This window comes from Flavobacterium sp. CG_9.1 (assembly GCF_015751645.1).
Classification (GTDB): Bacteria; Bacteroidota; Bacteroidia; order Flavobacteriales; family Flavobacteriaceae; genus Flavobacterium; species Flavobacterium xanthum.
The window spans coordinates 124,564-131,768 of record NZ_JADOVC010000009.1 but is presented as its reverse complement, the minus strand read 5'-3'; the positions used below and the strand labels follow the sequence as shown (position 1 = coordinate 131,768).

6 protein-coding genes are annotated in these 7,205 nt (G+C 33.2%); 2 read left to right on the top strand and 4 right to left on the bottom strand.

All coding sequences use genetic code 11. The annotated features are described in order from the left end of the window. Positions 1-140: 140 nt before the first annotated feature. Positions 141-638 carry a metallophosphoesterase gene (locus IWX83_RS07055; protein WP_196828631.1) on the top strand — a complete coding sequence of 166 codons (498 nt, stop codon included), beginning with the start codon at positions 141-143 and terminating at the stop codon, positions 636-638. Here IWX83_RS07055 and IWX83_RS07050 read toward each other — a convergent pair. From IWX83_RS07050 to IWX83_RS07040, 3 genes are all read right to left on the bottom strand, one after another. Further along, entirely contained in the window at positions 613-2,340 is a 1,728-nt protein-coding gene (locus tag IWX83_RS07050; protein WP_196828629.1) for an ATP-binding protein, read from the bottom strand. The two genes, IWX83_RS07055 and IWX83_RS07050, sit on opposite strands and share 26 nt — an antisense overlap. A gap of 178 nt (positions 2,341-2,518) precedes the next feature. Further along, on the bottom strand, positions 2,519-3,181 hold the full coding sequence (locus IWX83_RS07045; RefSeq protein ID WP_196828627.1) for a response regulator transcription factor: 663 nt from the start codon (positions 3,179-3,181) through the stop codon (positions 2,519-2,521). Positions 3,182-3,343: 162 nt separating this feature from the next. Then, entirely contained in the window at positions 3,344-3,757 is a 414-nt protein-coding gene (locus tag IWX83_RS07040; RefSeq protein ID WP_073354977.1) for a DUF4293 domain-containing protein, read from the bottom strand. Between the two features lie 180 nt (positions 3,758-3,937). Between IWX83_RS07040 and rho the strand changes: the two genes are divergently transcribed. Continuing rightward, positions 3,938-5,689 carry a transcription termination factor Rho gene (rho, locus tag IWX83_RS07035; protein ID WP_196828625.1) on the top strand — a complete coding sequence of 584 codons (1,752 nt, stop codon included), beginning with the start codon at positions 3,938-3,940 and terminating at the stop codon, positions 5,687-5,689. Positions 5,690-5,817: 128 nt separating this feature from the next. On the opposite strand, the gene IWX83_RS07030 is transcribed toward rho, so the two are convergent. Further along, positions 5,818-7,074 carry an RsmB/NOP family class I SAM-dependent RNA methyltransferase gene (locus IWX83_RS07030; RefSeq protein WP_066078406.1) on the bottom strand — a complete coding sequence of 419 codons (1,257 nt, stop codon included), beginning with the start codon at positions 7,072-7,074 and terminating at the stop codon, positions 5,818-5,820. Positions 7,075-7,205 lie beyond the last annotated feature (131 nt).

Genomic DNA, 7,205 nt, shown 5'->3' with positions numbered 1-7,205 from the left:
ACTCTGATAAACACTTAATAATGATGAAAAAATTAACAGCGTAATTAAAAATCGAAATTTAGAATAATACTCTTGTTTTATAGGGGTCAAAACACGAGCAAAGCGAACTGGCGATACAAATATCCCTTAAAAAAACAATTTTGAAAAAAATACTTCTACTTTCCGATACCCACAGTCATATTGACGATACCATTTTAAAATACGTTGCACAGGCTGATGAAGTTTGGCATGTGGGTGATATAGGCGATTTAGCCGTAACGGATAGCATCAAAAAGCTAAAACCGTTGCGCTGTGTCTATGGGAATATAGACGATGCAACAGCTCGAATGGAGTTTCCTCTGCACAATCGCTTTAAGTGTGAAGGGGTAGAGGTTTGGATTACGCACATTGGTGGGTATCCTGGGAAATATAATCCGAATATCAAATCAGAAATGGAATTGAATCCGCCAAAATTATTTATTTGTGGGCATTCCCACATCCTCAAAGTGATGTTCGATAAAAAATTCAATCTTTTGCACATGAATCCGGGTGCAGCGGGAAAAAGTGGTTTTCACCAAGTACGAACTATGCTGCGCTTTGTGATTGAGGGCGACAAAATCAAAGATTTGGAAATTATTGAGATAGAAAAACGGGTTTGATTATTTTTTTCTGATAAGTTATAGGAACATTTATAGTAATAGATGTGCCTAAATTAGGCTTTGAATTTATTTCCACCGTTCCTCTAAGATAATTAAGTCGCGCTTTAATTTGATTGATTCCAAAACCTTCCAAAATATGGAATTTGGTAGAATCAAATCCTTTTCCGTTGTCTATAATAGCAATCTGAAGCGATTCATTATTTTCCTGTATGCTTAATTTAGCTTGTCCTGCTTCACTGTGTTTTATAGTATTGTTAAGTAATTCCATAATGATGAAATAAATTTTTATTTCAAAATCTTCATCGTAACGCGTTTTTCTATTTAAGGAACTGGAATATTCAAAGTGAAGAATAGAACTTGAATTTTTTTCGCATAAGTCATCTAAGGCGTCAAATAAGCCAAATCGGGCTAAAAGCGAAGGCATTAATTCATGAGATAAATCTCGAACTTGGTCATGGGCTTCTTCTAAAATGGCTTTCGTTTTAATGATTTCTTTCGAGGTAGACTGATTTTGAGAGATGCAAGCATGAAGATGCATTCCTGCTGATGAAAGTAGAGCACTAATATTATCGTGTAAAAATGAAGCGATTTTTTTTCGTTCTAATTCTTGGCCGTTGATGGAGGCATTGATTAAGTTCTCTTGAACTTTGCTTCTTAAGTCTTTTAGTTTGTTTTTATGTCTTAATTGTGCATTTTGAGAATAGAAATAGAAAAGAAAGAAGAGCAACAGCAGAATAGCGATTAATACAATAACAATCTTTTTGTTTTTGGATTGTTCTTGTAACAACGCAGATTCTTTTGTTTTAAACTCGTTTTCTATTTTATCAATTTCTCGTTTGTATTCATCAATTTGGAGATTAATACCAGCGACATTAGCTTTGTTGATTTTTTCTTCGTTTTTTAATTCATCTGTAATTTTATTGAAAAGGGCCAGGTTTTTATAAGCGTTCTCATAATCACCGTTTTTTAATAAAAACTTAGAAAATTCATAATGGGAATAAGATAAGTCCGATTTTTCGTTGCCTGCATTTCCTAGTTTGATTGCAGTTTTAAAATAAAAATCGGCTGCTTTCACATCATTTTTGTAATTGTAATACATTCCATTCAGCATGTTTAGTGCGACAATAGTGGAAATGTCACCGTAACGCTTGTGGTGTTTGTTAATGTATTTTAAATATGGAAGACCTTCCTCATAGCGATTAATGTCAAAATAAGCCCAAGTCAAATTAAGTTTTGTGAAAACTATTTGGGCAGAATCCTTAATTTTAGTGCTGTACTGTAACGATTTTTTATAGTAAAATATTCCTTTTTCGTACTGCTTTTTATCAAAACAATAAATATTACCTAAATTGTTGTTCAACCAGTTTTTTAGAACGTCATTATTGGTTTTGTTAGCATAAATTAAGCCTTTGTTGTAATAGTAAAAAGCTTTGTCTGTTTCTGATAACTGATCAAAATTTGCTGCAATGGTATTGTACGAACCGGCAATAAGGTTGTTGTCTTTCAAACGGATAGCCATATTTAAAGCGACTCTTGATTTTATCAATGATTTCTCATAGTTGCCCTTTTTTAATAGTTCATTGGCTTCTTTAGCGATGGAGATCGCATCGTTTTTTGAAGGGAGTTTTGTCTTTGCTAAAATACTAAAAGAAGAACTATTCGATACGAAAAGCAATAAAATAAGAATGTGTTTCAGCAGCATAAAGTTCTATATTTTAACCTTTTGGTTTCAATTGGTTTTGATTGTGGCTAGTTCCTTCATTTAAAAATATTTTTTTGATCTTTTATAATTTGAGAAAACTGTACTTCAAAAATTTCTATGTTAGAGATACGGTAAATTCAATTTTTACAAAGTAAATAATTATACGGATTATACCAAATCAGGATTTGATTAATTTATGTTTTATGGCATATTTTACAAGGCTTATCGAGTTTTTGGCATCTAGTTTTTTCATAATGTTTTTTCGATGTGTTTCTACGGTGTTGACACTAATGAATAATTGATCGCTAATTTCTTTGCCACTCAATTCAAGTGAAATTAAAATGATAATTTCTAATTCTCTTTCGGTTAAAAGTAAGTTTCCTTTCAGTTCGGGTTTGATTAATTTTGGATTGTCCTTCGTAACCGTACTAAATATTTTCTCTCGTACTGCCTTGCAAAAATATTCCTCACCGTTAGTAACCGCCAAAATTGCTTCGATAATATTTTCACCAGCACATTTTTTTGTCAAATAACCGCTACTGCCTAATTTCATGACTTCTTTTATTATTCTCAAATCATCGTGACTGGATAAAATAATAATTTTACAAGGGAATCCTTTTTGAGCAAACTCTTTGATAACCTCAATTCCGTCTTTTTCTGGCATGTTTATATCCAGAATTAGAATGTCTGATTTGTTGCGTAGCACTTCATCGTACAAATTAGTGCCATTAATAGAAAACCCTACGACCTGAAATGTAGGATTGGTATGAAGCAAAGTTCTAATTCCATCAATAAGGATTTGATGGTCATCAGCAAGATGAATTCTTATTTTATTTAACATATTAGGATTCTTACTGCCAAATTTATAGAAAATAAATAGCATTTTGGTTTTTTCATAAGGTTTTTATTGTCTTTATTGATAAAGTTTAACTAGTAGGACACAAAAAAACCCGAATTGTTACATTCGGGTTTCCTTCGCACTAATAAACTAAAGTTTATAGGTTTACCTTAATCGATCCACAGATTTTACAAGATCTTCATCCTTTTTGATGGCCTTATTAGCTAAAACTAATAACACGACAACAACTGCAGGTAGAAACATCCCAATACCTTTCTCCGAAACAGCAGGTGTTTCTCCAGATACGTTTAGTGAACGATATACAAACAATCCTAATAAAATCAAATTTAATATGATATTCAATCTGCCAATAACAAATTGATTTTGTCTTTTTTTATAGGAAACAATACTTAATACCGTTAGCGTGGTACTCAAACCTAATAATATAGTATAGACTTGGCTTTGCATGAAATAGTATTCTTGACCTTCGCCCATTGTCCACAATGGAATAAAAAATAGCAAAATGCCAGTAACTACGAAAGCAAGAAGTAAATAAATGGTTTGAATTCTTTGTATCATTTGTTAAATATGTTTTACAAAAATATATTTTCTTTTTTAAAAATACTATTGTCTGATTGAATTTTATTCGTATTATTGCACCATAATTCCGTAAGCACTTCATACTGCGGTTGATTCAATTTAAAGTTTACTACCTATCTTTTACATTATCCAAAAATTAATTAAACTCATAGAACATTCATGTTTGATATTTCTGCATTAAAAGAAATGAAGCTTTCTGAGCTTCAAGAAATAGCTAAAGCAGCTAAAACCATAAAATTTAACGGTGTAAAAAAAGAGACTTTGATTGGTCAGATAGTTGAGCATCAAATGGCTAATGTTGATACTAAAGTAAATACAAAAGCAGAAAGTGATCTGGAAGATGATAAACCTAAAAGAGTTCGCATTGTTCCTGTTAAAAAAGCAGCAATACAGAAAGCGCAGGTAAGTCCTCTATTTGAAACTGAAGAAATTGTTATAGGAGATGCAGTTGCAGTAGAAAATAATGCTCCTGCTGAAGCGCTTACCGTTCAAGAAGAACCACTTGTAATAGTGGAGCCTGGCACTGAAGAGAAAAAAGTAGGAAAGGTGATTAAGTTTAATAAATCAGCTTACGAAAAGAAAATCGCCTTAAAAAAGGATAAAGAAGAAGTAAAGGAAACGACAAAAGAAGACGATGCTGCTGTAGAAATAACTACTGAAGAAAAAGCCGAAGCTGTAGTTCCTACAAAAAAAATAAATCCAAACCAGCTGCACAAGCAGAATCCAAATGGAAATGGAAATCAAAACCCCAATTTTAAAAACAAGAAAAGCAATTTTGCCGCTTCTGATTTTGAATTTGATGGAATTATAGAAAGTGAAGGAGTTCTAGAAATGATGCCTGACGGTTACGGTTTCTTGCGTTCTTCAGATTATAACTATTTGGCTTCGCCAGATGATATTTATTTGTCAACTTCTCAAATTAGATTGTTCGGTCTTAAAACCGGCGATACCGTAAAAGGTGTGGTTCGTCCGCCAAAAGAAGGAGAGAAATTTTTCCCCTTAGTTCGCGTTTTGAAAATAAATGGACACGATCCTCAAGTGGTTCGTGACAGAGTTTCATTCGAACATTTAACACCAGTATTTCCATCAGAAAAATTCAAATTAGCTGAAAAACAAAGCACTATTTCAACAAGAATTATCGATTTGTTTTCACCAATAGGAAAAGGACAACGTGGAATGATTGTGGCTCAGCCTAAAACAGGTAAAACGATGTTGCTTAAGGAAATTGCAAACGCAATTGCGGCAAATCATCCTGAAGTATATTTAATTGTTCTATTAATTGATGAACGGCCAGAGGAGGTTACTGACATGCAACGCAGTGTGCGTGGTGAAGTAATTGCTTCTACCTTTGATAGAGAACCGCAAGAGCATGTTAAAATTGCTAATATCGTTCTTGAAAAAGCAAAACGATTAGTAGAATGCGGTCATGATGTAGTGATTCTATTAGATTCTATTACACGTTTGGCTAGAGCTTATAATACAGTGCAACCTGCTTCGGGAAAAGTGTTGAGTGGTGGTGTGGATGCAAATGCATTGCAAAAGCCAAAACGTTTCTTTGGTGCTGCCCGAAATGTAGAAAATGGGGGGTCTTTAAGTATAATTGCCACTGCATTAACAGAAACTGGTTCAAAAATGGATGAAGTTATCTTTGAAGAATTCAAAGGTACTGGTAATATGGAATTGCAATTGGATAGAAAGATTGCTAACAAACGTATTTTTCCAGCTGTCGATTTAACATCGTCAAGCACTAGACGCGATGATATGCTATTGGATCCAAAAACATTGCAACGCATGTGGATTATGCGAAAATACCTTTCGGATATGAATCCAATTGAAGCGATGGATTTCATTAATGATCGTTTTAAGAAAACGAAGAACAATGAAGAGTTTTTAATCTCAATGAATGATTAATACAAAAATTTAAGTTTTTTAGCTTAAGGCTTAAAGTTGGAAAGAAGGTAAGCTAAAAAAATAAGAATACAAAAAAAGTCCTCGAATTTCGAAGACTTTTTTTGTATTCTAGAGTCTAAATCAAAACATTATTCGATTTCTTTTTGTACTCTTTTTTCTTTTTGTTCTGAGCTTTCTTTTCGTTCTAATAAAGCCATATAAAATCCATCAAAACCGGACTCTGAGGCTAGGATTTTTTGATCTTTTACAAAGTTAAATTCCTTACCAATAGCTGTGGTCAAGAAGTGGGCAACCTGTTCTTGATTTTCGGATGGTAATATCGAGCAAGTGGCATAAACTAATTTTCCACCCGGTTTTACAATTTTAGAATAATTTTCTAAAACTTCCGATTGTACTTTACGGATATTATCAATGAATTCTGGTTTTAATTTCCATTTAGCATCTGGATTTCTTTTCAAAACTCCTAAACCACTGCAGGGGGCATCGATTAATACACGGTCTGCTTTTTCATGTAGTTTTTTAATGATTTTTGTCGAATCAATGATGCGGTATTCTATATTGAAAGCGCCGTCTCTTTTGGCTCTAATTTTTAGTTGCTTCAATTTGCTTTCATACAAATCCATAGCAATTAGCTGTCCTTTGTTTTCCATTAAAGCAGCAATATGGAGTGTTTTTCCACCCGCACCTGCACAAGTATCTACAACGCGCATTCCTGGTTTTACATCAAGGAAAGCAGCTACTAATTGAGAGTTGGCATCCTGTACTTCAAAGAAACCTTGTTTAAAAGCATCAGTTAAAAACACATTAGCTCTTTCTTTAAGTACTAAAGCATCAGGTTGATTTTTTAAAGTCTCTGTCTCAATGTTTAAATCCATCAAAATAGCACGTAGCGCTTCTCTGGTAGTTTTAAGTGTATTTACTCTCAGAATTACTTTAGCAGGTTGATTTTGGGCTGTAATTTCAGTCGCCCACACTTTTTCTCCTAATTCTTTAACGCCTAATTCATCCATCCAGTCTGGAATAGATTCTTTTAAGGCTCGCACTTTAGAAAGCTCATCAAAACGGCCTTTAATTTTTCGTTCTGGAGTTCCTTCTAACTGACGCCAATCCGGAATAGGATAGCCTCTTAAAACTGCCCAAACAGAAAACATTCTCCAAAGATTATCTCGGTCAAATGGTTCTTTTACTTCGGCTATTTCTGCGTATAATCTTTTCCAACGTACAATTTCGTAGATGGTTTCAGCAACAAACTTTCTGTCCGAACTTCCCCAACGTTTGTCTTTTTTTAAGGATCTTGCTACTACTTTGTCAGCATATTCACCTTCGTTAAAAATGGCATTTAATGCATCTATTGTTGTGTAAACTAAATTTCTGTGTAATCTCATTTTAAATAATTGAGGTGCAAAGGTACTATTTATTGATTGAATGTTATATTTTAAATAATGAATGTTATTTTTAAATTTTATGACCAAAAAAAAACATCGTGTGAATACAATGTTTTTAAGTGATTTTAAAC

Coding starts and splice junctions, on each gene's coding strand:
- IWX83_RS07040 (WP_073354977.1), bottom strand. CDS start 3,757: ATGATACAAAGAATTCAAACCATTTATTTACTTCTTGCTTTCGTAGTT.
- IWX83_RS07050 (WP_196828629.1), bottom strand. CDS start 2,340: ATGCTGCTGAAACACATTCTTATTTTATTGCTTTTCGTATCGAATAGT.
- IWX83_RS07030 (WP_066078406.1), bottom strand. CDS start 7,074: ATGAGATTACACAGAAATTTAGTTTACACAACAATAGATGCATTAAAT.
- rho (WP_196828625.1), top strand. CDS start 3,938: ATGTTTGATATTTCTGCATTAAAAGAAATGAAGCTTTCTGAGCTTCAA.
- IWX83_RS07045 (WP_196828627.1), bottom strand. CDS start 3,181: ATGTTAAATAAAATAAGAATTCATCTTGCTGATGACCATCAAATCCTT.